The organism is Rhodococcus sovatensis (assembly GCF_037327425.1).
Taxonomy (GTDB): Bacteria; Actinomycetota; Actinomycetes; order Mycobacteriales; family Mycobacteriaceae; genus Rhodococcoides; species Rhodococcoides sovatense.
The window spans coordinates 5038363-5060958 of sequence record NZ_CP147846.1; the positions used below are offsets into that span (position 1 = coordinate 5038363).

Here is a 22596-nt window from a genome sequence, read left to right on the forward strand (position 1 = left end):
CGGGAGGTTCTCGTACGAGTCGACGGGGGGTTGCGTTGCTCCTGCGCGGCACCGAGCTGATCTCGTCAGGCGGACTCGGCGCTGTCCGAGCCGCGATTACTTCTGCGTAGCTGGTCGAGGCGGCTCACGATCCTGTCGATGTCCAGCCCGACGCATCCGTCGGCGAATGCGTCGAGCGGCGTCGGCGAATGGAATTCGGTCCGTATGTCACCGTCGTAGAGAACGTCGACGAGATTCGAAAATCGCTGGACGGCGTCGCGAGAGGCGTCCTTCAACTGCGGGATGTCGGTGATCGTCAGGACGCGGCGGTTCTCGATCATCGTGAGATAGTCGCCCGTCGACTTCGGGGCGTCGCACAGCTCGGCGAAGGTGATTCCATCTCCTCCTCTTTCGGCGACCGACCACGTCCCCGCTGCGAAGTGCGTTCGGGCGCCGGCGATCGTCCGGTAGTCCGTCGGTCCGTCGACAAGGACCACCTGCATCCGCTTCTTCAGCAACTCGATCGTCGGGACGAACGCATCGTGGAACAGCGGATTGGGGAGCAGCCCGTCGGGTGGGTAGTTGGACGTGGTCACCAGTGCGATCTTTCGGGTGAACAGCGACTCCAGCATCCGCGCGATGAGCCTGGCGTCGCCGATGTCATGGACGTGAAACTCGTCGAAACACAGCAACTCGATGGTCCCTAGCAGCTCGTCGAGCGCCTTCTCGAGCGAGAATCCGTGCCTGAAGTACGACGCATGCAGGTCGCGGAAGAAGCTGTGGAAGTGGACTCGCTTCTTGGCCTCGGTGTCGACGCCCGACATGTAGCGGTCCAGGAGCCAGGTCTTTCCCCGCCCGACAGGACCCCAGAGATACACGCCGCGGCGGTCCGGTGACGTCAGGACGTCGACTGCCGCTCTCTGACGTGCGTCGAGCACGAACTCGGCGGCAAAAGCGTCCGGGGCGGCGATTGGTCTCATGCGACTGACTCTACATATGTAGAGTGGCGCTCATGGAACGACGAACTGTGATTGCCGACGCAGCGATAGATGTGATCGCCGATTCCGGTCTTCGCGCTCTCACTCATCGCGGCATCGACTCCGCGCTGGACTTTCCAGCAGGGTCGACGTCCTACTACTTCCGCACGAAGAGCGATCTGATGTCGGCGGTCATCGACCGCATCGCCGATTCTTCGCGTGTGTCGTTCGATGGTGTGTCCGCGCAACTCGGTCGTGAACCGGTCGAGGTGACGGTCCGCTATCTCGAACACCTTCTCGTTGAACGTCGCAACCAACTCCGAGCTCGGCATTCCCTCCTGATCGATCCCAGCATCGATACCGAAGCACGCGCGCGTCTCGACGGATGTCTCTTCTCGGTCGACGGTGCTGTCGAGCTGTTCGGGGATCGAGCCGTCGGGCAGGGGTATGTCGCGCTGTGCGAAGGGCTCGTACTCGCGTCGTTGGGTCGTGGGAGCGGGCACGTCGAAGTGAGGGCTCCGATCGTCACATACCTCACGGGTGCGGGGAAGGTGTAGTTCAGGCGTCGCAAACGTTGGAGTGATTCTCGAATGTCGTCATTGCGAGAATCGTCGAGACCTCACCAGAGCGAAAGCTATTGCGCGGGAGGGTGCTTGACTGCTCATCGGCCCGTTCGGCGGCACTGTTCCGGCTGTTACCCGAAGTCGTAGACCACTCCCGTGAGCTTCTCGCTGGCAATCCACAACTGATCAGCCAGTGCCGCGTCCTGTGCCTTGGCCGAGATCTTGGCGGGGCCGGGCGCGCCGCGCGATTCGAACAGCGACTTCGGGCCACTGTACGAAGCTGGGCCACCGCTTTCGAGTGCATACAGAGTGGGAAGTGCACCGGCTTTGGCGGATTGGGAAATGAACTTCAGTCCGATGGATGCGCCGATCGAGGCGATTTTCGAACTACCGAGACCGTCGGGGCTGGTGTACAGCGCGGTTTCGGAGATGCCCGGGTGGGCGGCGTTGCTGGTAATCGGTATTCCGGCCTTGTCGAGCCGACGTTGCAGCTCCAGAGCGAACAACAGGTTCGCGAGCTTGGAGTTGGCGTACATCCGCTGTGGTTGGTAGCCCCTGGTTGCCTGCAGGTCATCGAAATTCAGTTTCGGGGCCTGCTTGTGGGCAACGGACGAGACCGTGACGACCGTCGCGTTGCCTGCAGCCCGCAGCTTCGGAAGGAGGTGACCGGTGAGAGCGAAGTGGCCGAGGTGATTGGTGCCGAACTGGAGCTCGAAACCGTCCTTGGTCTCGGTCCGCTTCGCCGGCATCATGACACCGGCGTTGTTGATCAGTACGTCCACCGCGTCGGGGGCGGATTCGGCGAAGTCACGCACCGAACCGAGGTCGGCCAGGTCGAGGTGAGCGGTGTCGACGGTACCTTCGGGTGCTTCGGCGGCGATTTTCTGTGCCGCGGCATTTGCTTTGTCCAGGTTGCGGCACGCCAACGTCACATGGTCGCCCTGCTTCACCAACTCGAGTGCTGTGAAGTAGCCGATTCCGGTATTTCCGCCGGTGAGGAGCACACGTCGCTGCTTGTTGTCAGGCACAGCCCCGAGGGTACCGGGAGAGCTAGAGTCTGCACATGACGAGTCGCGACGATGAGCGTGATGTACAGGGAGAACCGGTCGAACACTTCCCTCCAGGAACGGGCCGACCGGCCTCGGGTGCGTTCTTCCAGGCCGGATACCGATCGGTGGAAGAGTTGGCGGGCGCGTCCGAATCCGAGCTCGCGAAACTGCACGGTGTCGGACCCAAAGCACTGCGCGTCGTCAAGGCTGCGTTGGAGGAGCAAGGCCTTGATCTGAATCCCTGACTGCCCTGAACCCCTGACTGCCCTGAATCCCTGACTGCCCTGAACCCCTGACTGCCCTGAATCGGTCGCTGGCTTGTGTCAGAACGGTGGTGGTCGGTGCTTTTCGCGTTCGGTGACGATGGTGCGGTGTTCGATGAACTTGGTGCGGAGGTAGATGGCGTCGGCGCGGGCTTGTGGGTCGGTGAGCCGAGCGATGTCGCCGAGGGTCGGAGCATCGCCGTCGGTGCGGATGTCGAGTAGGTTGCCCCAGTTGTTGTCTTGATCGCTGATATGGGTTTCCCACCATGTCGGTTCGTAGAGTTCTTCAGGCGGCTCGGCGGACGGCGACGTCGCACTGTCCGGGGTGAGGGTGTCGTCGGGTTGCTCTTCGTAGCCGGTGCTTTCGTGCACAGTCCCCGCGCCGTCGGCTCTGTCTGGTGTGGTTCGCCGAAATCGAGTGCGGTGCAAGAAATTTTCGGGCACAGTCACTGTCCCATATTCCGGTGGAGTGATGCGGTGTGTTCCGGCGCCGGATCGCCAGTAGATGCCGTTGCCGTCGAGTTTCGCGCACGCCCACAGTCGCAGTGTCTTCGCGTGATGATGGTAGGGGCACAGTGGGTGTAGGTTCTCCAGGATCGTCCACCCGCCGGCTGGTGGGTCGTTGTGGTCGAACGGGACGATGTGGTCTATGTCGCAACGTGCTGCGGGCACACTGCAGCCCGGGAAGGTGCACGTGGAGTACGTTGCGCGCACCAACGCCACGAGTGTCGCTGTGGGGCGGTAGGTCAACGCTCCTGGCGGCGGGGTGTTGTGTCCTCCGTGTCCGTCCGGGTGTATGCCCTCGGTCAGTGTCGGGTCGGCTGCCGCCGCGGCGAGGAACTCTGCAATCGCAGCCGAGAGTTCCACTTCCTGCCCGAGGGGCGCGGACGATGTCGGTGTACTGGTGCGTGCGGATCGTCGCGCTGTCGGTGGTAGAGGTGCCGGCGGGCGGCTGCGTCCCCGCGCGATCAACCTTTTCGCGCGGGGGTTGGTGCCAGCTCGGTCCGTCCTTGGCCTACCTCGACGCGGTACACCGCCGCCGTCCGAGCCGTCACTCCTATCGGCGCCCGGACTGCCCTTGGAAACCGCTTTGTCGTCGGAATCTGCTGTGCCCCTGGTATGTTCGGGGACACCTGAATCCGAGCTGTCCGAGGAATCAGCAGCGGCGGAATCGGCTTGTTCGTCGTAGTTCTCTTTCCGGTAGGCCTGCGCTGCGTCCCACATGTCCGACAGAAGTGCCCGCCAGCGCGCATCGGTGGCGAGGAGGCGTACCAGTTCAGGGTCCAGGACAGTGCCGTCTGCGAGGGTCGCCGGGTTCTCGTTCAATCCCAGCAGTGTGTCGAGGTCGATGTGAATGTTCACCAGCGGTGCGCGGCGCGGGGCAACGAATTGCGCCGCTGTAGCCACCGGGCAGAATTCGGTCTTGCACTGGCACACCAACGATTCTTCGCGGTGACACAACGCGAGCAGGGCATACCCGCGCAATTGCTTCTTCGTTCGGGGATCGTTCGAGCAGACCGTCCTGGCGAGTTCGTCGAGAATCGCATCGCACTCGGCGCCTTCGAGCATCGTCATCTTCGACACCAACGTCGCGATCCCGTCGTTGCCACGGCGTATATCTGCGCAGCGTTCCTCGGACACCGCCCGGCTCTGCGCCGCCGCGGCTTCCTCCGGGTTATGGCTGATCCACAGTCTCCAGATGTTCTCCCTGAGTGCTTTGACGTTGCACCGCAACGCTGTTGCGAGAACATCGGCTTCGAGTGCCGACACTGTGCAGTCGCTGGCACGAACCAGCGTCAACGCGATGGTGCGCACCCGGGAATAGTCGAGATCGCCGACAGTGAACGCCGCATCGACGGTTGGCAGGCGCCATGCCAACTGATTGGCCACCGTGATCATCTCCCGAGTCATCGTCCGCGACAACGACAACGCCACTGCAGCATCACATTCGGTGCTGTGCTGTGCCCGCCCGACGTTGGGTTCCATATCCCCGTGATCGGCCCCGAGCAGATGCACATCCATCTCCGCAGCCAACCGGATCTCCGAGAGCTCGTGCACTTCGTGCACCACCACCGACGCGGCACGATTCTCCGCCCGGCGTGCAGCAGCTAGACGCGTCACCGACTCCGACGCAGCCTTGTCCGCATCGGAACGAATACGAGAAGAGCCCCCCGGCTGTGCCATAGCTCTACAGTAATCGAACAAATGTGGCGCTCCTGAGGTTTGTGTGGGCGCCATTTCTGCTGTTCAGGGTGGGTTGTGTTGTTGGACGCAGTGTTCGGCGAGTTGCCGGTGAGATGAGGGACGCGCACGTGCTGGGCCTCTAGATTTCGGGGTTCCTACACCAACCTCAACCCGGAGGGCCGCTACACGTGCGCGTCAGTACTGCATTTAACCGTCTGCTTCAGATTCCCGGTGCATCGGTATCGGATGTGTCGATCACAGATAGCTCCGTCGAGGTCGTGTTGCGGCGTCGTGCGCGGCGGTCGAAGTGTCCGTGCGGGTACACCACTGCCGCATCGTACGACCAGGCGCCCAGACGGTGGCGGCATCTCGATTTCGGTCGCCACAAGGTGTGGCTGGTCTACTCGATCCACCGAATAGAGTGCCCGACCTGCGGCGTTCGAACCGAGGACGTGCCGTGGGCAAGGCCGAGAGCACGACACACGCGGGACTTCGAAGACACAGTGCTGTGGCTGGTGACGCGTACCGATCGCACCTCGGTCTCGACGTTGATGCGCTGTGCGTGGCGTACGGTCACCTCCATCGTCACGCGGGCGGTCGATGCGTTGATCGATTCGCGTCGGCTCGACAGGCTGTATCGGATCGGTGTCGACGAAATCTGCTATCGGCATCCGCACAAGTACCTCACCATCGTCGGCGATCACGACACCGGCAAGGTCGTGTACATCGCCGAGGGCCGAGGGCGTGAGTCGTTTTCGGAATTTTTCGAGCAACAGTCCGCCCGGGAACGAGGCGCGGTGCAGGTGGTGTCGATGGACGGGTCTCCGGCTTTCCGGGCCGCCGCCGAACATCACGTCCCGCGCGCCCGCCAATGCATGGATCCCTTTCATGTCATGCAGTGGGTCAACCGTGCTCTGGACCGAGTGTTCTCCGATGCGGCGTCGGTTCGTCGTACGTTGACGATGCAGGCGCCCCAATGGCGCAAGGCTCGAACAGCGTTGCGGCTGGGTAAGAATCGGCTGACCAAGACTCACAAGTCGCTGCTGCGAACGGTCATCAATGCCGACACCGAAGTCGGGACTGCGTGGCGTTTGAAGGAACAGTTCCGCGATCTCTACCGCAAGGTCGCGCCCTCCAATGCCGTGCGTTACTTGCGGCGTTGGATCGAGGAAGCGCGGTCCTGCGGGATCATCGCGTTCGTACAACTGGCCCGCATGATCGAGAAGAAAGCGGAGGCGATCTGTGCGGCAATCGAGCTAGGGATCTCGAATGCTCTCATCGAGGGAATCAACTCGAAGATCAGGCTGATCAACGCCCGTGGTTACGGTCATCATTCCGCTGAATCACTCAAGGCGATGATCTACCTGAACCTCGGTGGAATCGAGGTCAAACTCCCCACACAAACGTAAGGAGGGGCACAAATGTTCGAACACAACTCCGAATTGACTGCACGGAAGTAGATTTCCGATTGAACGGGAAACTACCTACCGGTCCTGCTCACCCGCGATGCTCGAGTCCTGTGTGGTTACCCAGTCCCGGACGGCGGCGGCGAATTCCTCAGGCGCGTCGGACTCCACATAGGTGCCGGCTCCTTCGACGATCACTGTTTTGTGGTCGGTGAAGGTTGCCTCCAGGCGATCACGTTCCTGGGGGCGGAACGCGATGTCGGCGTCACCCCACACGACAAGCGTCGGCATGGTGGCCAAGCCGACGAGGCCGGCCTCCACCTCTTCGAAGAAGGCCCGGCTGGCGAGAACTCGACTGGGAAGTACTGCGGATGCCTGCCGGCGCTCCGAGGTGTCGAGTGCCTTCCGGTAGTGGGACATCTCGGCTGCGGTCAGCTTTCGTCGTCGATGGCCAATGGGGATGAAGGCGCTGACGAGGAGGTTGAATCGCCGGACCAAGAAGCGAATTGGGAGTCCGCCGTTGATCCGCGAGAATGCCTCGAAGTGGACGATTCCGTTGACCGGCCACGCCCATGTATTGACGAGTATCAGCCGAACGAAGACGCCGGGGCGTCTCTGTGCAGCGGCTAGGCCGATCGGCCCGCCCCAATCCTGTCCGACCAGAGTGACCCCTTCGAGGCCGAGGGCGTCGACAAACGCGGTGACCACATCTGCGTGTTCCTCGGGCAGGTAGCGGTAACCGGGACCTGGGGTGGACAGTCCGAATCCTGGGTAGTCGAGTGCGACACAACGGAAGTCGTCGGACAGTGCGCTGATCACGTCGCGAAAGAGGAACGACCACGTCGGGTTTCCGTGCAGCAGTAGGAGGGTGGGACCGGCCCCTTCATCGACGTAGTGGATGGTGTGTCCATCGATATCGACGAAGCGACTTTCGAACGGGAACAGATCGTCGTCGACCCAGTCGGGTCGAACGCTCTTGGTGGTGTCGGCCACGTCGGACCCTCCCGGATCGTACGTCAAGGTAGGCTTTAATATCACACACCTACTTGACTTTCTCAAGCGATAGGATGGCTCGATGCGTACCTACGGCCAATACTGTGGGCTCGCCCGCTCCCTCGAGGTGGTCGGCGATCGATGGAATTTGCTCATCGTCCGGCAACTCCTCGTCGCACCCGCCCGCTACCGTGATCTGGTCGACGGGCTCCCCGGCATTGCGACCAACCTGTTGGCCGATCGGCTTCGGGACCTCGAGTCCTCGGGCGTGGTCGAGCGGCGACTGGCAGGGGCTGGCAGCGTCGTCGAGTACCTTCTGACGCCGTGGGGTTCCGAGTTGCGCGAGCCGATCGAAAGTCTCATCCGTTGGTCCACCCCATTGATGGTCCGTGGCCCTGCGGACGATGCGTTCCGGCCCGAATGGCTAGCCCTCGCAGTCCCTGCCCTGCTGGAAAAGAGGGTCAAGCCCCGCCGCGCAGCGACTGTCGGTCTCGACATCGGCGGGCAGCCGTTGCAACTCCGCGTGACACGCGCAGGCTTCGAGGTCGGACCGCAGCTCGGCCCCCAGGATGGCCACCGGCTCGATGCCACCGTCCGAGCGGACCCCGCGTACGTCCTCGGTCTCGCCGCCGGCGCTCTCACGTTGGCCGATGCGCGTGCCCTCGGCGTGGTCGAGATCGACGGCGACGAGTCGGCCGTCCGCACCGTCTTCGCTGCTTGAACGCAGGGCTTCACAAATATCGTTTGTGGCCACACAAGTACGAACCATCTACCGCCCGGGGCTGACGGGGACGATCGTGGACTCCATGGTCCAGACACTCCCTACGCGCGGGCCCCGGCTACTCCAGAGCGAACTCCACCGCCCCGGCCGAGTGTTCGAACACATCACTCCCAACTGGTTTGCGTCGGTGATGGGGACCGGCATCGTTGCCACCGCCGGAGCGACTCTCCCCGTGCACGTACCCGGTCTTCATGCATTCGCGACGGTGGTGTGGTTAATCGCGTCCACCGCGCTCGTCGCACTGTCGGTCGCATTTCTCGTGCACTGGGTTCGTCACCGTCGGAATGCGCGCGCTGCCCTCCACGACCCGGTGATGGTGCAGTTCTACGGCGCCCCGCCGATGGCTTTGCTGACGGTCGGCGCAGGCACGATGCTGCTGGGCAAAGATCTGATCGGCGCCGGAGCAGCGACAACCGTCTTCGCCGTCCTGTGGTCGGCCGGCACCGTCCTGGGGCTGATCACCAGTGTGGCGGTTCCGTACTCGATGATCACCAGGCCCTCCGACGGACAGACGAGACCGCTTCCTGCCTGGCTGATGCCCGTCGTACCGCCGATGGTTTCCGCGTCGACCGGTGCGTTGTTGCTCCCGCACATCGCCGAGGGACAGTGGCGCCTCACGATGCTCGGAGCCTGCTACGCGATGTTCGGGCTGTCTCTGCTCATCGGCATCATGACCATGACGCTGATATACGGACAGCTCCTCGGCGGTGGCGCCCCGCCGGTTCAGGCGGCCCCGACGGTCTGGATCACGCTCGGTCTCATCGGCCAGTCCATCACTGCCGCAAACTTGCTCGGCGCCGACGCAGCTCTGGTGTTCGTCGGCCCGGACTCCGGAGTCGGCCCTGACAACGCTGTCGCCACCGGGCTCGAGATCTTCGGCATCGTCTACGGGTTCATCATGGGCGGATTGGGTTTCCTGATGTTCTGCCTCGCGCTGGCGCTGACGGTGCATTCCTCCCGACGAGGGCTGTCGTTCTCGTTGACGTGGTGGTCGTTCACCTTCCCGGTCGGTACCTGCGTCACCGGTGCGGCGGCGTTGGCGGCGGCTACTGGATCCACGGCGTTGGTCGGACTCGCCGCGGTCCTCTACGTACTCCTTCTCGCGGCCTGGGTCACGGTAGCGACCCGGACGGCGCATGGGTCGCTACGGGGCGAACTACTGGGTTAGAGTGCATTCGATCGAATCGAAGAGGAGGTGCTACCCGTGGACCGTTGTTCAAGTTGGGCGCTCCTTTTCCTTCCGGCCCGGTAGGAGAGCGCCCCAGGCGCTCGAAAGGCTGCTCGATGCCTCATCCTCGCTCTCTCCCGGCCGTCACTCGCACTCTTCGATCGGCAGGGTGCGTATTCGCCGAATCAGAAGCCGAGCTACTCGTCGACACGTTTGTCGGTGACGATCTCGAACACGCAGTTGCACAACGTATCCTCGGTACTCCGCTGGAACAAATTCTCGGCTGGGCCGAATTCTGCGGTCTGCGAATCGTCGTCGAACCGGGAGTGTTCGTGCCGAGGAGGCGAACCGAACTCCTCGTACGACTGGCCGCGGCGTCGACGCCGCACACCGTCGTCGATATCTGTTGTGGTTCAGGGGCAGTCGGCGCTGCCCTTGCGCATGTACTCGACGGCCTCGAGCTGCATGCTTCCGATATCGATCCCGCGGCCGTACGGTGTGCCCGCCGCAACGTCGAGCCTGTGGGAGGGCACGTGTACGCGGGTGATCTATACGCGCCTCTTCCGGAGGAACTCCGAGGCCGCGTCGATGTTGTCGCCGCAAATGCCCCCTATGTCCCCACCGACGCCATCGGCTCGATGCCGCCCGAAGCGCGGGATCACGAGCCGAGAGTGGCACTCGACGGTGGCGTCGACGGACTCGACGTGCAGCGCAGGGTCGCCTCCGACGCCGCCCGGTGGCTGGCGCCGAACGGACGCCTCCTCATCGAGACCAGCGTTCGGCAGTCCGAGCGCACCGCGCAGATCGTCGTTGCGGCTGGATTCGACGTCGATATCGTGCACGCCGACGAGCTCGACGGCACAGTAGTGATCGGGAGAAGATCCGCCTGAGCCTGATTGAAACGGTGTAATTCTGCTGACGGAGAACACCGCCACCTCGGGGAACACCACTGACGGGAAACAAGTTGAGTCCCCATAGCTCAACTTCCTGGAGGTGTCTTCATGTCCGAACCCATCCGCCTACCCGTCCTGTTCCTGACCGACCCTGTCGTGCTTCCTGGCATGGTCGTGCCGGTACAGCTGGACGAAGCCGCCCGCGCCGCCATCGACGCCGCCGGCATTTCCTCCGACGCACCGTCGGGCGGAGGCAAGCTGCTCGTCGCGCCGCGCCTCGACGATCGCTACGCCTCCTACGGTGTCATCGCGTCCGTCGTCCAGATGGGTCGTCTCGCGACGGGAGAACCGGCGGCCGTCATCAAGGCCGAACAACGTGCCCACATCGGCCACGGGGTCAGCGGCCCCGGTGCCGCACTGTGGGTCGAAGCCGACGTCGTGGCCGAATCGGAGGCCGACGCTCGGACCACCGACCTCGCTCGCGAGTACAAGCAGCTCGTCGTCGCCATGCTCCAGCGGCGCGACGCCTGGCAGGTCATCGACTCGGTCAACAAACTCGTCGAGCCCGGGGCTATCGCTGACACAGCCGGTTACGCCTCGTACCTTACGGACGTGCAGAAGCGCGAGTTGCTCGAAACACCGGACGTCGGTGAGCGTTTGACGATGCTGATCGACTGGACGAAGTCGCACCTCGCCGAAGTGGAGGTGAACGACAAGATCTCCAGCGACGTTCGCGACGGAATGGAGAAGACGCAGAAAGAATTCCTGCTCAGGCAGCAACTCGCGGCGATCCGGAAGGAACTCGGCGAGGACGAACCCGACGGTGCGGACGACTACCGCGGCCGCGTCGAAGCAGCAGACCTGCCGGAGAAGGTGCGGGAGGCCGCAATGCGCGAGGTCGGCAAACTCGAACGCTCGAGTGATCAAAGCCCGGAATCCGGTTACATCCGAACGTGGTTGGACACCGTGCTCGATCTCCCATGGAACGTGGCCACCACCGACGAGACCGATATCGTCGCCGCACGGGCAATTCTCGACGCCGATCATCATGGTCTCGACGACGTGAAAGACCGCATCGTCGAATTCCTCGCGGTGCGTGCACGACGCGCCGAGCGTGGTCTCCAACTCGTCGGGGGCCGTGGGTCGGGCGCCGTCATGGTCTTGGCCGGACCGCCCGGCGTCGGTAAGACCTCTCTCGGCGAATCGGTTGCGCGAGCATTGGGCCGCAAGTTCGTTCGCGTTGCGCTCGGCGGTGTCCGTGATGAGGCGGAGATTCGTGGACACCGTCGCACCTACGTCGGAGCGTTGCCGGGTCGTATCGTTCGCGCGATCGGAGAGGCGGGATCGATGAACCCCGTCGTGCTCCTCGACGAGATCGACAAGGTCGGTTCGGACTACCGCGGCGATCCGAGTGCCGCTCTGCTCGAAGTCCTCGATCCCGCACAGAATCACACGTTCCGTGATCACTACCTGGACCTGGATCTCGATCTGTCCGATGTGGTGTTCCTGGCTACAGCCAACGTGATCGAACAGATCCCGCCCGCGCTGTTGGACCGCATGGAACTCGTCCCCATCGACGGATACACCGAGGACGACAAAGTCGCTATCGCACGGAACTACCTGCTTCCACGTCAGTTGAACAGGGCTGCAGTCAATTCCGACGAGGTCGACGTCACCGACGGCGCTCTCCGCAAGATTGCAGCCGACTACACCCGCGAGCCAGGTGTGCGGCAGTTCGAGCGTCTTCTTGCGAAGGCGCTGCGGAAGGCGGCAACGAAGCTCGCGACCGAATCCGGCCCGTTGCACGTCGACGAAGCAGGCCTCGTCGACTATCTAGGGAGGCCGCGGTTCACGCCGGACGTTCACGAACGCACGGAAGTACCGGGTGTAGCAACAGGTCTCGCCGTGACCGGGCTCGGTGGTGACGTCTTGTTCATCGAAGCCGCCTCCACAGAGGGAAAGCCGGAGTTGGTGCTCACCGGACAGCTCGGTGACGTCATGAAGGAGTCGGCGCAGATCGCACTGTCCTACGTACGTTCGCACGCAGCGGACTTCGGCGTCGATCCAGATGCGCTGGAGCGCAGCATTCACGTTCACGTTCCTGCCGGTGCTGTCCCCAAGGACGGGCCGTCGGCGGGCGTCACGATGGTGACGGCTCTGGTATCGATGGCGACCGGACGCCCGGTCCGGTCCGACGTCGGGATGACGGGTGAGGTGACGCTGAACGGGCGGGTGCTGCCGATCGGTGGCGTCAAGCAGAAACTTCTCGCGGCTCAGCGTGCCGGATTGACGACCGTGTTCATTCCTGCCCGGAACGAACCCGATCTCGACGACGTGCCGGCCGAGGTACTGAGTGCGCTCGACGTGCGTCCGATGACTGATGTCGCGGACATTCTTGCCCTCGCACTGGAAGAGCCGGCCGATCTTCTGGAGAAGGTCTCTTGACCTCGAGTGGCGTCGAGGTTCTAGCGTTGTCGACATGAGCATGGAAGTCACTGCCTGGAACCAGATGTATCGGACGATGAACTCGTCCACTCAACAGACGCAGTTCTCGTCTGTCACAGCACGCCGGATACTGCGTTTCGCTCGTCCACACCGCGACAAGCTCGTCGGATTCATGATTCTCAGTGTCGTGCTTGCGGTGTTGGCGGTGGCGACGCCGGTGTTGGCGGGCCGTGTCGTCAACGCGATCGTCGACGGCGATTCGTTCGATGTCGTGCTGCGGCTGTCGCTGCTGATCGCGTTGATCGCCGTCGTCGATGCGGGGTTCGGGCTGCTCAACCGGTGGTTGTCCTCGAACATCGGTGAGGCGCTGATTCTCGACCTTCGGACTGCGGTATTCGATCATGTGCAGCGAATGCCTATCGCGTTCTTCACGAGAACTCGAACCGGGGCGCTCGTGAGCCGGCTGAACAACGACGTCATAGGTGCGCAGCGTGCGTTCAGTGACACGCTGTCCGGCGTCGTCAGCAATTTCGTGACGCTGGTTCTTACGTTGGTCGTCATGATCGGAATATCCTGGCAGATCACGCTTCTGGCGCTGATCATTCTGCCGGTCTTCGTGATACCGGCGAGGCGGATGGGCAGACGCCTTGCGCGTCTCCAACGCGAAGCAGCAGAACATAATTCGGCGATGAGCACCCAGATGACCGAACGGTTTTCGGCTCCGGGAGCAACACTCGTCAAATTGTTCGGGCAACCCGAGGTCGAGTCCGAGGAATTCGCGATCAGAGCTTCTCGCGTGCGCGATATCGGGGTGCGAAGTGCAATGGTGCAGACCGTGTTCGTGACTGCACTGACGCTGGTGTCGGCGTTGGCTCTTGCTGTTGTCTACGGCCTTGGAGGATTCTATGCATTGCGTGGGCAGCTCGATCCGGGCTCCGTTGTGGCGCTGTCACTTCTGCTCACCAGGCTCTATTCTCCACTGACTGCGCTCGCGAGCGCTCGTGTCGAAGTGATGAGTGCGCTCGTCAGCTTCGAGCGGGTGTTCGAGGTGCTCGATCTGGTGCCGCTCATCGAGGACAAGCCCGACGCGGTCGCGGTCCCGGACGGACCGGCATCGGTCGAACTCCGCGACGTCCGCTTCACTTATCCGTCGGCGGACAAGGTCTCGCTTGCCTCGTTGGAGGAGGTCGCGTTGCTCGATTCACGCGGCGGTGACGAAGTTCTGCACGGCGTGTCGTTCGTTGCCGAACCCGGCCAGATGGTTGCACTCGTCGGAACCTCGGGCGCGGGCAAGTCGACCATCGCGCAGCTGATCGCCCGCCTGTACGACGTCGACAGCGGATCGGTTCGTCTGGGCGGTACCGATGTTCGGGATCTGACCGCCAGTTCGATTCGCGGCACCGTGGGGATGGTGACGCAGGACGGTCATCTCTTCCACGACACGATCCGCTCCAACATCGTTCTGCCGCGGCCGGAAGCGACCGACGCCGAAGTGTGGGACGCCCTGCGCCGAGCGCGGTTGGAGGAGTTGGTGGAGTCATTGCCCGACGGGCTCGCCACCGTCGTCGGAGAGCGCGGGTACCGGTTGTCCGGTGGCGAGAGACAACGTCTGACGATCGCCAGACTGCTCATCTCGCGGCCCCGCGTCGTCATCCTCGACGAGGCAACCGCGTCGTTGGATTCGACGTCGGAAGCAGCGGTGCAAGCGGCCCTCGGTGAGGCTCTCGCAGGCAAGACCTCGGTGGTCATCGCCCACCGTTTGTCGACCATCCGAGCGGCGGACGTGATCCTGGTCGTCGAAGGAGGCACGATCGTCGAGCGCGGAACACACGAAGAACTCCTCGCAGCGGGTGGCCGCTACGAGGAGCTTCATCGAACTCAGTTCGCTGCTGTGTGAATCCCGTCAGCAGTTACTCGGTGCCGGCACGCCCTTGAATCGGGCGTCGATCCATTCCAGGGCCTGTGGGAGACCGAGTACTGCTGCGGTGAGGTGATCGTTGCTCGGGACGAGCACCTCTGTGACTGCAACTCCGGCCGCGCAGTACCGGCCCAAGGTATTGGTGATGGATGAGACCGGGATGAGCATGTCCGTCGGGCTGTGCCACTCGAAGAACGGTGCCTTCGGCACGCCGGGGTACAGCTCGACGCTGTTCTCGTTGACCGCTGCGACCATTTCCGGACTGTCCATGAGGTTCAGCGAACCGGCCACCATCATCGCGCTCTTGCCCGCACCGACCGCAATGATGTCGTTGGTGCATGCGTTCTGCAGCTCTGCTGCCATCTGCTGGCCGAGAGGGTTCAGCTGCTCGCTGATCGGAATCCTCGTCGGGTACTCACGCTCGAGTCCGAGCGCGGCGGCGAACGCGAGACCGAACACCGGGTGCGGGTTGAAACCGAGATCGCGGGCCATTCGTTCGAGGTTCATCGGCGCACCACCCGCTGCGCTACCGACGATGTTGAGTTCGGGGGCGTAGTCGTTCTGGAGCGCTGCGGCCCATGCCGTCGCCATGCCGCCACCGGAGTAGCCGGCCAATGCCACTGGGCTCTGCCGAACCTGAAGTGGATCGAAGCGCTGGGATGCGCGAATGCTGTCCAGAACGATCTGGCCGCCCATCTTCGCGGCACCGTAGGCGCTGTTGGGACCGAGATGATCGGCGATCACAACCGTCCATCCACGCTGCAACGCCCCGTTGAGAGCAGGGGCCTCGCGGATCATCAGGTTCGGATCCTGCGTCCACAGAGCCTGCGACGGTGCACACTCGAGGCCGAGTGCATTGATGATGTGCTGGTACGACAGCACTGGTCCGTTCGGGGCCTTGTTCCTGGGGGCGATCACCGTGTTGATCGCGGCAATGGGTTCACCTGCCGAGTTGGTCGACCGGAACCGGAGCTGCCAGACATCGACGTCGACGAATCCCGCGGGAGGGGGCATCGGACGGCTCGAGATGATGTCACCGGGGTTCTTGGCTTCCAAGTCCGGTACCGGTGCATAGAAGACGTCGGCAATCGGCGTCGGCTCCAACGGATTCGCTGCTGCTGGGCCTGCTGCGATCACCGCAGAGCAGGCGATCGCGCCTGCCATGACGGCAGCCCCGACCAGTTCGAATACGCGCATAGCGTTGGATTCCCTCCCGAAAAGACTGCGATTACCGAGCACAAGCTCGCCTCTCGATACCGCACCGAATACCCCACCGAAACGATATAGAAAGAACGAACCTGTTCGTTACGCTTCCCCCGGAAATGATGCCCGAAGGGTGCTCAGAGCTGGATTTTAGGGCAATCGAGCTACTTCTGGCCAGCGGGCTAGGGATTGCTCTCGAGAACGACGTCGACAGGCTGTTTGTCATCACGAAGGCCCCGCCAGCTCGGGTGTCGCAGGTGCATCGAGTCGGTCCATTCGTAGAAGCGGACCTCGCCGACCAACGACGGTGTGACCCACACTGCATCTGTGCGGTCGGCCGTCGGGAGTCGGTCGGTAAACGGCGATTCCTCGCACTCGAGCGGGGCCAGCATTTCCGCCAATGCGTCCAGGGCTTGGTCGGTGAAACCCGTGCCCACTCGGCCGAGGTATCGAAGACCGTTCTGCTCCGGGACACCGACCAGCAACGAACCCAGACCGCCTCCTCGGCGCCCGCGTCCGCGTCGCCAACCACCGATCACGACTTCCTGCGTGCGCCAGTTCTTCGTCTTGATCCAGGTCCTGGCCCGTTTGCCGGGTTGATAGACGGAATCGACGCGCTTGGCGACCACTCCCTCCCACCCGCGTTCGACGCTGCTCGCGAGCGCATCCTGTGCGGAGCCGGTCAGGGCTTCCGGGACGAGGACCGAGTCCATGCCGGTGGTGAGTAGTTCCAGCAGTCTGCGTCGGTCGGAGTACTTCTTCTTCAGCAGTGACGTGCCGTTCAGGTAGAGCAGATCGAACGCGACGAAGCGAACGTCCCTGCCCGTGCTGCTCTGCAACATCTCGAAACTGGTGATTCCATCGGCGTCGAAGACCACGGCTTCACCGTCGAGAACGGCCTCGTGCTCACGCAGGTCCACGGCGAGCGCTGAAAATCCAGCACCGAATCGTTCCGTCAGGTCCTTTCCCGATCGCGACTCCAGCTTCATCTCGCCGTGCGCAAATCTGGCGATGACGCGGAAGCCGTCCCATTTCCCCTCGAAGGCCCAGTCGCCGTCGGGCAGATCGGTGATGTCACCTGCCGTGGCGAGCATCGGCACAATGCTCTTCGGAAGATCGTTCGCGGGCTTGTCCTTCATCAGGTGCATCAGCCACTGATTGCCCTTGGTCTTGATCAACGCGAACCGGCCACGAGCTTTCGCGCCGTGCAGGACCACGATGACTTCGTTCTCGCGCCACTTCTCGAGCTCGTAGGTTCCCGAGTCCCAGATGGACACTTCGCCGCCGCCGTACTCGCCCTTGGGGATGCTGCCTTCGAATGTCGCGTATTCGAGCGGGTGGTCCTCGGTGTGGACGGCGAGTCGATTCTGGTTCGGATCGTCGGGGATGTTCTTCGGGACCGCCCAGGACACGAGAACGCCGTCGTGTTCGAGTCGAAAGTCGTAGTGCAGGCGACGGGCATGGTGTTCCTGGATGACGAAGGTGTCGTCGTTGCCGCGCGGTTCGGCGCCCACGGGAATCGGCTCGGATGTCTTCTTCGGGCTTCGCTTGCTGCGGTAGGTGGCGAGCTTGTCGGGCAGGGGCGGTGCGTCTGGAGCCTTCTCGACGGGCGGATCCAACTCGGCGAGGAGGTCACCGTCGTCGTGAAAGCGTTGCAGAACCTCCTCGAATCTCAGTTGCTCGAGGCCGGACGATTCGAGTTCGTCCCAGGAGCGCGGCGCAGCGACGGTCGGCGCGGATCGACCACGCATCGAGTACGGCGCAACCGTCGTCTTCTTGCCGTTGTTCTGCGACCAGTCGACGAACACCCGTCCGGTGCGCCTGGCTTTGGCCATCGTTGCGGTGACGCGGTCGGGTGATCGTTCTTCCAGCAGCGTCGCGACCTGCTTGGCGACGGTCGACGCCCCGGACGGAGTCAACGGTTTCTCCAACGGAACGTAGAGATGGATGCCCTTGCTCCCGCTCGTGACCGGAAACGCGGTGAACCCGATCTCGGCGATCATGTCCCTGATCTCACACGCGACCTCGGCGCACCGACCGAGGTCGACGTCGTCACCGGGGTCGAGGTCGAACACCATCCGGGTCGCCGGGCCCGGGGCGTTGCCGTCGAAGCGCCACTGCGGAACGTGCGCCTCGATCGCTGCCTGCTGACCGAGCCACGCCAGATCCGCAGCCGTCGAAAAGAGCGGATACGTCACCACCCGATCGGAATGCTGCATGTCCCGACGGTCGAGCCACTCCGGCGCCGAGGACGCCAAGTTCTTCTCGAAGAACGACGATTGGTCGACGCCGTTCGGCCAGCGTTTGCGGGTTACGGGCCGGCCTGCCATGTGCGGGAGCATCGCCGGCGCAATGGCGGTGTAGTACTCGATGATCTGGCTCTTGGTGGTCCCGGTCTCAGGGAACAGCACCTTGTGCAGGTTGGTCACCGAGACTTTTCGCCCCGCGATGTCGAGCGACGCCATTGCCCAAGGCTAGCGCTCTGCGGAGGCTGCCGCGCCGGACCTGTGCCAAGCTCGACGGATGGCAAAGATCAGCGTCTCGGTGGAAATGCCCGAAAACCCGCAGGGTGCGTGGGACAAGGCGTCGGCGCTGGATCGGTTCGACGAATGGATGACGATCCACGGCGGCTGGTGCAGTCCGCCGCCGAAAGAACTGAACAAGGGCACCGAGGTCGAGTCCCTCGTCAAGGTCAAAGGCTTCAAGAACACGATCAAGTGGACCTTCACGGAGTACAAGGAACCCGAGCTCATCGAGATGTCGGGCAAGGGGAAGGGCGGCATCAAGATCTCGCTGACCATTCACGTGAAAGAGCACTCGGAGGGGTCCGAACTGACGCTCGACGCCTACTTCGGTGGCGGCGTCCTCTTCGGCCCGGTCGGGTCCGTCGTCGCGCGTGCGCTCGATACCGACGTCAAGCAGTCGGTGGCGAACCTGGCGGCGCTGGAGTAGTTACCGGGAACCGATCGGGCCTCCCTTGCGTCCAACACAGTGACTGTGCAATCGGTGCTGACGGGGGTTTCGCTATGTTGCTGGAAGTGGATGCCTTCGCGTTGCGGGTATTTTCGAGTTCTACGAAAGCCATCGCCGCAGACTTGGAGGAGTTGAGCCACGCCGAGAGCCTCGCGGTCTTGGTCAGGGCGGTGCCCGGCACCGGCGTCGGCGCACTCGCTACCCGACTCGATCGGATCGTTTCGGAACAAGTCGGGTCGGCGTCACGGAAGGTCGGTGCGTTGGCAGATTCGCTTGCAGCCTCCGCCGTCTCCTACCGAAACGCAGATGACGCGCACGCAGTCGGCCTATCCGCCGTCGCCGGATCCGGGGCGCGCGTCGTTCCGAAGGATCTGTGACGGTCGGGGTCTACTCCGTGAAGGAGTGGGTAACGGACACATTCGTGGACGCGGGGGCGGCGCTTCGATCGCTGCAGGAGGAACTCGCGAACAGTGCAGCGGATGTCTCGCGAAACGTCGACGGCCTACTCGGCGTGTGGCGCGGATCCACTGCCGAAGCGGCCAGTACGCAGTTGTTCACTCATCGGGACGGCCTCGACCGACTATCGGTCGAAGTCGGCAACCTCGCCGCTCGGCTCGGTAGAGGTGGTGAAGTGTTGTCGAATGCAAGAACACATGTCCTTTCTCTGGTGGGCGACGCCGAGAGCGCTGGATTCGCCGTCGCGGACGACGGGACGGTCAGTGCCGCCGGTCGGATCGCTGCGCTGGAGACATCCGGCGATGCCGTCGGGCATGCCGCCGCGGAAGAAGTTCGCAACCAGTGTCGGGCCCTGACTCTGGAAATCGTTCATGCGCTTCGTCGAGCCGACGATGCAGTGGACCAGGTGGAAAAGGATCTCGCGGCCGCAGCCGACGCATTCGAAGGAGGCGACACGCCAGCGGCGTTGCTGGGATCGCTGCCGTCACCGACGAGTAGTGAATCGATAGGGCCCGCGGGCGGCTACTGGGACATCGATTACTCCACACCGTTGCCGAATGACCAGATGCCATACGGGCCTTACGACACATCCACCATTGCGATCGATCCTGAGACCGAGGGAAACACCGGTCCATGGACCGCACCGTTGAGCATTGTCGAAGATCCGGCGAATCCGGATGCAATCGTGGCGACCGCACAGACGCAGTATCGAATTCGCGTGGTGGGTTCGACACCGACCGATCACCAGGTGATCATGGTCGACGGGACTTACTACCCCGCGACGTACTACGAATATGAGTACGAGATCCAGGAATCGTCGCGCATCACGAATCACATCGAGCCGGGTCTCGACGCCATATATCCCGGAGCTTGGTCCGATTGGCAGCCGCTCACCTACGACGACATCATGGCCCTGCAGAATCAGTACCCGGAGGACGTGATCTATGTACCTCGATAGAAGGCGATGGGCTGCAACCGCAGTGTCGATGGCATGCGCAGCGACGATCGTGACGGGGTGCAACGGGGTCGGCGGTCCATCGGATTGCGAGATCGCCGACGAGATCGACTCGTCGATCAGTCCGCTTCAGCGCGAACTGCAGGACGACGCGCTGAGCGGATACGAGGATCCCATCGAGTATCGCCGACATATCGCCAACCTGTACGAGCAGATCGGCGACAACATCACCGCGTCTGTCCCGCGAATGGACGAGGGGGAAGTGAAGGACGCGGCAGCGAGCCTTGCCGGAAGCTACACCGCACTCGGCGAGTCCATCGAGCACGATATTTCGGCGACCGGTGGGCACTCCGCAGACATCGCCCGCGGAAACGACCTTCTCGACGCGCTGGCTCGATCCACCGCTGACTACCGAGCTCAGTGCGACTGAGGCTCTCCGTCGACCGCGCTGGTGCCGGGGCCGCCGTCGGCAGCCGTGTTTCCGACAACACCACCACCGCCGTAGGCACCTGGAAGTGGATGACGGAACTCGTAATGCCGTCCGGCGCGTCTACGGGTCTTGATGGTTCGGGCGAAGAACCAAAATGCAGCAACCACTGCCGCCGGAACCACCACGATCAGGATCTCCACGTCTTGACCAGCCTCTTTCCGCGATCCGAATGTGTTCCCGCGATCCCGATTGCACTCGCGGGAACGCAATCTACTCGCGGGAAGAAAATGGGCACTCGCGGGAAACCAGGGGCGTTCGCGGGAACCGGTGGGCGCCCAGCCAGCCGCCCTTTTACGCCGCCTGTCGTGTTCGGCGCAACCACCACAACCCGGCGATCGGGAGCACCACCGGGATGAACACGTAGCCCTGGCCGAAGTGGGACCACACCGTCGCGTCGGGGAAGTCGTCGGGCTGGATATAGCTCAGAGCGCCGATGGCGAGCACGCCGACGAGTTCGATCACGCACGAGATGGTCACGACCCGGCGTGAGGCTTCGGTGGCGCGCGCGAGCCCGACCGTCGCGACTATGTAGACCACCGCAGCGACCGCCGACAGGATGTAGGCGAACGGTGCGACGTCGAACCGCGTCGTCAGCTGCACGATCGACCGCGACGTGGCCGCCACTGCGAACACCGCGTAGACCGCGATCAGGAACCGCCCGAATCCGGTGCGGGTGGCGTTCTTCAGAGAGTCGGAGCGCTCAGGCATATCCCGCCCATATCTGGCTGAGGCGCAGCACCATGGCTGCGAGGGTGACAACGGCGACGAGCAGAACGGCCGTGCCGCCGCGCGAACGATCACCGAGCGACCACCAGGTGCCGATCGGCAGCAGGAGCAACAGCCCGATGAGGTATGCCCCGAACGTGAGCCGATGGATGTCGCGGTCGCTGGTGAACATCATGACGAATCCGACAACCGCTTGCACCAGCACCACGGCCTCGGTGGCCGAGATGGTCCAGAACAACGCGCGGTCCGACTTGTTCTTCAGCAACACCGGTGTGTTCCGGGCGAGCTTGACGAGAACCCACACGCCGACGACGAGTGACATCACGTACAGCAGGCCGGTAACGGCGCCGATCATCGAATCCTCTTGGTTGGTGCGGGCGGGCGTGCGAACAACCCCCAGCGTATCGGTGCTACATCCCATCACCACTGTGAGGCCTTCGAAACAGTCCGTTATTCCGTAGGTGACCAATCGGAAATGGATGCGGCCTGTACTAGTCACATGGCCGAAGTCCATCTGCGGCTTGAATTCTTCTCTCCCCGGTGGCCAACGCTTGCCCACCCGGCTGCTTTCCCACCCAAACCGCTTGCCCACCCAACCGAACGGCAAGTTTCTCATCCAGTGCCATTCCGACCACAGGAGCATCAGTGTCCGATATCGACAACGCCATCGCCGAGAACATCGCCAAGTCCCTCGGGGAGATCCCGCACCCTTCACTACCCAAGGGCAGCAACATCTACGGCTCCACGAAGATATTTCCGGACTACAAGGCGGAGGACGGCGAAAGCTACTTCACCCTCGTCCACGGCATCGCGCACGAGTCCTCGGTGAGCTTCGTGGCCGTACTGCAAGCCACTCGTGCACTGCGCAAAGGCTTCGAATCGGCGATGTACTTCTACGGGCCGGGGGCAATCAATTGCCTTGCCACACGCGGATTTCCGACGACCGGTGACTCGGGATTCCCGGGTGAGCAGAACATCAACGACTCGCTCGCGACGTTCATCGCGGAGGGCGGCACCGTGTTCTGTTGCCGCTTCGGTCTCGCTCTGCACGGCGGTCGTGAAGAGGATCTGATCGAGGGTGTCATCCCGGCGCACCCGCTCGACGTTCAGGACGCGCTCATTCACTACGCACGCAAGGGCGCGATCATCAACTCGACCTACATGGTCTAGGAGA

At 63.1% G+C, this 22596-nt stretch carries 22 protein-coding genes; 13 read left to right on the plus strand and 9 right to left on the minus strand.

All coding sequences use genetic code 11. The features are described from left to right. Positions 1–65: 65 nt before the first annotated feature. Positions 66–959, minus strand: a complete 894-nt coding sequence (zapE, locus tag WDS16_RS23500; RefSeq protein ID WP_338888144.1) for a cell division protein ZapE — start codon at positions 957–959, stop codon at positions 66–68. Positions 960–991: 32 nt separating this feature from the next. On the opposite strand from zapE, the gene WDS16_RS23505 reads away from it, so the two are divergent. Further along, positions 992–1513: a hypothetical protein gene (locus tag WDS16_RS23505; protein WP_338888146.1), complete on the plus strand. Its 522-nt coding sequence runs from the start codon at positions 992–994 to the stop codon at positions 1511–1513. A 137-nt stretch (positions 1514–1650) separates the two neighbouring features. On the opposite strand, the gene WDS16_RS23510 is transcribed toward WDS16_RS23505, so the two are convergent. After that, positions 1651–2547, minus strand: coding sequence for an oxidoreductase (locus WDS16_RS23510; protein ID WP_338888148.1), 897 nt, complete (start codon positions 2545–2547; stop codon positions 1651–1653). Between the two features lie 35 nt (positions 2548–2582). Here WDS16_RS23510 and WDS16_RS23515 point away from each other — a divergent pair, with 35 nt between their 5' ends. After that, positions 2583–2813 carry a helix-hairpin-helix domain-containing protein gene (locus WDS16_RS23515; RefSeq protein WP_338888150.1) on the plus strand — a complete coding sequence of 77 codons (231 nt, stop codon included), beginning with the start codon at positions 2583–2585 and terminating at the stop codon, positions 2811–2813. Between the two features lie 78 nt (positions 2814–2891). Here WDS16_RS23515 and WDS16_RS23520 read toward each other — a convergent pair whose 3' ends face one another. Further along, complete coding sequence (locus WDS16_RS23520; protein WP_338888152.1) at positions 2892–5015, minus strand: HNH endonuclease signature motif containing protein; 2124 nt, start codon at positions 5013–5015, stop codon at positions 2892–2894. Between the two features lie 188 nt (positions 5016–5203). Between WDS16_RS23520 and WDS16_RS23525 the strand changes: the two genes are divergently transcribed. After that, positions 5204–6424 (plus strand): ISL3 family transposase, encoded by a 1221-nt coding sequence (locus tag WDS16_RS23525; RefSeq protein WP_422395698.1) that lies wholly within the window; start codon positions 5204–5206, stop codon positions 6422–6424. A gap of 75 nt (positions 6425–6499) precedes the next feature. On the opposite strand, the gene WDS16_RS23530 is transcribed toward WDS16_RS23525, so the two are convergent. Further along, positions 6500–7414: an alpha/beta fold hydrolase gene (locus tag WDS16_RS23530; RefSeq protein WP_338888154.1), complete on the minus strand. Its 915-nt coding sequence runs from the start codon at positions 7412–7414 to the stop codon at positions 6500–6502. 82 nt (positions 7415–7496) lie between these two features. Here WDS16_RS23530 and WDS16_RS23535 point away from each other — a divergent pair, with 82 nt between their 5' ends. The 5 genes from WDS16_RS23535 (at position 7497) to WDS16_RS23555 (ending at position 14598) form a co-directional block, all read left to right on the plus strand. Continuing rightward, on the plus strand, positions 7497–8135 hold the full coding sequence (locus WDS16_RS23535; protein ID WP_338888156.1) for a winged helix-turn-helix transcriptional regulator: 639 nt from the start codon (positions 7497–7499) through the stop codon (positions 8133–8135). Between the two features lie 85 nt (positions 8136–8220). Next, on the plus strand, positions 8221–9363 hold the full coding sequence (locus WDS16_RS23540) for a TDT family transporter (RefSeq protein WP_422395858.1): 1143 nt from the start codon (positions 8221–8223) through the stop codon (positions 9361–9363). 116 nt (positions 9364–9479) lie between these two features. After that, entirely contained in the window at positions 9480–10253 is a 774-nt protein-coding gene (locus WDS16_RS23545) for a putative protein N(5)-glutamine methyltransferase (protein ID WP_338888159.1), read from the plus strand. A 111-nt stretch (positions 10254–10364) separates the two neighbouring features. Continuing rightward, positions 10365–12701, plus strand: coding sequence for an endopeptidase La (gene lon, locus WDS16_RS23550; protein ID WP_338888160.1), 2337 nt, complete (start codon positions 10365–10367; stop codon positions 12699–12701). Positions 12702–12735: 34 nt separating this feature from the next. Continuing rightward, positions 12736–14598 carry an ABC transporter ATP-binding protein gene (locus WDS16_RS23555; protein WP_338888161.1) on the plus strand — a complete coding sequence of 621 codons (1863 nt, stop codon included), beginning with the start codon at positions 12736–12738 and terminating at the stop codon, positions 14596–14598. A 6-nt stretch (positions 14599–14604) separates the two neighbouring features. On the opposite strand, the gene WDS16_RS23560 is transcribed toward WDS16_RS23555, so the two are convergent. Both WDS16_RS23560 and WDS16_RS23565 read right to left on the minus strand, forming a co-directional pair. Further along, the gene (locus tag WDS16_RS23560; protein WP_338888162.1) at positions 14605–15816 is read right to left on the minus strand and encodes a lipase family protein; all 1212 of its coding nucleotides are present in this window, start codon (positions 15814–15816) and stop codon (positions 14605–14607) included. 188 nt (positions 15817–16004) lie between these two features. Next, the gene (locus WDS16_RS23565; protein ID WP_338888164.1) at positions 16005–18287 is read right to left on the minus strand and encodes an ATP-dependent DNA ligase; all 2283 of its coding nucleotides are present in this window, start codon (positions 18285–18287) and stop codon (positions 16005–16007) included. Between the two features lie 58 nt (positions 18288–18345). Here WDS16_RS23565 and WDS16_RS23570 point away from each other — a divergent pair, with 58 nt between their 5' ends. The 4 genes from WDS16_RS23570 to WDS16_RS23585 all read left to right on the plus strand — a co-directional run bounded on the left by WDS16_RS23570 (position 18346) and on the right by WDS16_RS23585 (position 20636). Then, positions 18346–18774, plus strand: a complete 429-nt coding sequence (locus WDS16_RS23570) for a type II toxin-antitoxin system Rv0910 family toxin (RefSeq protein ID WP_338888165.1) — start codon at positions 18346–18348, stop codon at positions 18772–18774. 74 nt (positions 18775–18848) lie between these two features. Continuing rightward, on the plus strand, positions 18849–19172 hold the full coding sequence (locus tag WDS16_RS23575) for a hypothetical protein (protein ID WP_338888166.1): 324 nt from the start codon (positions 18849–18851) through the stop codon (positions 19170–19172). Continuing rightward, positions 19169–20209 (plus strand): hypothetical protein, encoded by a 1041-nt coding sequence (locus WDS16_RS23580; protein ID WP_338888168.1) that lies wholly within the window; start codon positions 19169–19171, stop codon positions 20207–20209. Before WDS16_RS23575 ends, WDS16_RS23580 begins: the two co-directional genes overlap by 4 nt. After that, positions 20196–20636: a hypothetical protein gene (locus WDS16_RS23585; RefSeq protein WP_338888170.1), complete on the plus strand. Its 441-nt coding sequence runs from the start codon at positions 20196–20198 to the stop codon at positions 20634–20636. The genes WDS16_RS23580 and WDS16_RS23585 overlap by 14 nt, the downstream gene beginning before the upstream one ends. Here WDS16_RS23585 and WDS16_RS23590 read toward each other — a convergent pair. The 3 genes from WDS16_RS23590 to WDS16_RS23600 form a co-directional block, all read right to left on the minus strand. Then, complete coding sequence (locus WDS16_RS23590) at positions 20624–20836, minus strand: hypothetical protein (protein ID WP_338888172.1); 213 nt, start codon at positions 20834–20836, stop codon at positions 20624–20626. The genes WDS16_RS23585 and WDS16_RS23590 overlap by 13 nt on opposite strands. Before the next feature lie 151 nt (positions 20837–20987). Further along, positions 20988–21404: a hypothetical protein gene (locus tag WDS16_RS23595; RefSeq protein WP_338888174.1), complete on the minus strand. Its 417-nt coding sequence runs from the start codon at positions 21402–21404 to the stop codon at positions 20988–20990. After that, complete coding sequence (locus WDS16_RS23600) at positions 21397–21921, minus strand: hypothetical protein (protein ID WP_338888176.1); 525 nt, start codon at positions 21919–21921, stop codon at positions 21397–21399. The genes WDS16_RS23595 and WDS16_RS23600 overlap by 8 nt, the downstream gene beginning before the upstream one ends. 146 nt (positions 21922–22067) lie before the next feature. Here WDS16_RS23600 and WDS16_RS23605 point away from each other — a divergent pair, with 146 nt between their 5' ends. Next, positions 22068–22592, plus strand: coding sequence for an MSMEG_0572/Sll0783 family nitrogen starvation response protein (locus WDS16_RS23605; protein WP_338888177.1), 525 nt, complete (start codon positions 22068–22070; stop codon positions 22590–22592). Positions 22593–22596: the final 4 nt, after the last annotated feature.

Coding starts and splice junctions, on each gene's coding strand:
- zapE (WP_338888144.1), bottom strand. CDS start 959: ATGAGACCAATCGCCGCCCCGGACGCTTTTGCCGCCGAGTTCGTGCTC.
- WDS16_RS23505 (WP_338888146.1), top strand. CDS start 992: ATGGAACGACGAACTGTGATTGCCGACGCAGCGATAGATGTGATCGCC.
- WDS16_RS23515 (WP_338888150.1), top strand. CDS start 2,583: ATGACGAGTCGCGACGATGAGCGTGATGTACAGGGAGAACCGGTCGAA.
- WDS16_RS23520 (WP_338888152.1), bottom strand. CDS start 5,015: ATGGCACAGCCGGGGGGCTCTTCTCGTATTCGTTCCGATGCGGACAAG.
- WDS16_RS23535 (WP_338888156.1), top strand. CDS start 7,497: ATGCGTACCTACGGCCAATACTGTGGGCTCGCCCGCTCCCTCGAGGTG.
- WDS16_RS23540 (WP_422395858.1), top strand. CDS start 8,221: ATGGTCCAGACACTCCCTACGCGCGGGCCCCGGCTACTCCAGAGCGAA.
- WDS16_RS23545 (WP_338888159.1), top strand. CDS start 9,480: ATGCCTCATCCTCGCTCTCTCCCGGCCGTCACTCGCACTCTTCGATCG.
- lon (WP_338888160.1), top strand. CDS start 10,365: ATGTCCGAACCCATCCGCCTACCCGTCCTGTTCCTGACCGACCCTGTC.
- WDS16_RS23555 (WP_338888161.1), top strand. CDS start 12,736: ATGAGCATGGAAGTCACTGCCTGGAACCAGATGTATCGGACGATGAAC.
- WDS16_RS23560 (WP_338888162.1), bottom strand. CDS start 15,816: ATGCGCGTATTCGAACTGGTCGGGGCTGCCGTCATGGCAGGCGCGATC.
- WDS16_RS23565 (WP_338888164.1), bottom strand. CDS start 18,287: ATGGCGTCGCTCGACATCGCGGGGCGAAAAGTCTCGGTGACCAACCTG.
- WDS16_RS23570 (WP_338888165.1), top strand. CDS start 18,346: ATGGCAAAGATCAGCGTCTCGGTGGAAATGCCCGAAAACCCGCAGGGT.
- WDS16_RS23575 (WP_338888166.1), top strand. CDS start 18,849: ATGTTGCTGGAAGTGGATGCCTTCGCGTTGCGGGTATTTTCGAGTTCT.
- WDS16_RS23585 (WP_338888170.1), top strand. CDS start 20,196: ATGTACCTCGATAGAAGGCGATGGGCTGCAACCGCAGTGTCGATGGCA.
- WDS16_RS23595 (WP_338888174.1), bottom strand. CDS start 21,404: ATGCCTGAGCGCTCCGACTCTCTGAAGAACGCCACCCGCACCGGATTC.